This window comes from Variovorax sp. 01T439_2 (assembly GCF_056398445.1).
Genome location: NZ_JBFTPJ010001246.1, coordinates 1 through 1299, shown reverse-complemented (window position 1 = coordinate 1299; position 1299 = coordinate 1). Strand labels below are relative to the sequence as shown.

Annotated in this window: 1 protein-coding gene; it reads right to left on the bottom strand. The window is 65.1% G+C overall.

Annotated features, from left to right (window positions below; translation table 11 throughout):
• On the bottom strand, positions 1 to 1299 hold a 1299-nt coding region (locus AC1DOC_RS33965), incomplete at both ends, for an LON peptidase substrate-binding domain-containing protein (RefSeq protein ID WP_478131607.1).

The window sequence follows — 1299 nt, the reverse complement described above, 5'->3', positions numbered from 1 at the left end:
ATGTTGGTCTTCTCGTCCTCGGTGTAGCCCGAGAGGCGGATGACTTCCATCCGGTCGAGCAGCGCCGGCGGGATGTTCATCGAGTTCGAGGTGGCGACGAACATCACGTCGGACAGGTCGAAGTCGACCTCGACGTAGTGGTCGCCGAAGGTGTGGTTCTGCTCCGGGTCGAGCACCTCGAGCAGCGCGCTCGACGGGTCGCCGCGGAAGTCGGTGCCCAGCTTGTCGATCTCGTCGAGCAGGAACAGCGGATTGCGCGTGCCGATCTTGCTCAGCCCCTGCAGCACCTTGCCCGGCAGCGCGCCGATGTAGGTGCGGCGGTGGCCGCGGATCTCGGCCTCGTCGCGCATGCCGCCCAGCGCCATGCGGGTGTACTTGCGGCCGGTCGCCTTGGCGATCGACTGCCCGAGCGAGGTCTTGCCCACGCCGGGCGGGCCCACGAGGCACAGGATCGGCGCCTTGACCTTGTCGACGCGCTGCTGCACCGCGAGATATTCGAGGATGCGGTCCTTGACCTTCTCCAGGCCGTAGTGGTCGGCATTGAGCACCGCCTCGGCATTGGCCAGGTCGTGCTTGATCTTGGTCTTCTTGCTCCAGGGCAGGCCGACCAGCACGTCGATGTAGTTGCGCACCACGGTGGCCTCGGCCGACATGGGCGACATCAGCTTGAGCTTCTTGAGCTCGCCCTCGGCCTTCTTGAGCGCTTCCTTGGGCATCTTGGCGAGCTTGATCTTCTTCTCGATCTCCTCGATGTCCGCGCCCTCTTCGCCTTCGCCGAGCTCCTTCTGGATCGCCTTGACCTGCTCGTTGAGATAGAAGTCGCGCTGGTTCTTTTCCATCTGGCGCTTCACGCGGCCGCGGATCTTCTTGTCGACGTTGAGGATGTCGACCTCGCGTTCGAGCTGGCCGAACAGGTTCTCCAGGCGCGACTTGACGTCGTCCAGGTCGAGCACGGCCTGCTTGTTGTCGAGCTTGAGCGGCAGGTGCGCGGCGATGGTGTCGGCCAGGCGGCCCGGATCGTCGATGCTGGAGATCGACGTGAGGATCTCGGGCGGGATCTTCTTGTTGAGCTTGACGTACTGGTCGAACTGCTGCATCACGGCACGGCGCAGCGCCTCGACCTCGGTGCCCTTCTCGCTGCTCGCGGCCGCCTCGACGGGCGTCACGTTGGCCGAGAAGTGGGTCTCGCCGTCGTCGATGCGGTTCACGCGGGCGCGCTGCTGGCCTTCGACCAGCACCTTCACGGTGCCGTCAGGCAGCTTGAGCATCTGCAGGATGGTCGAGACGCAGCCCACCTCG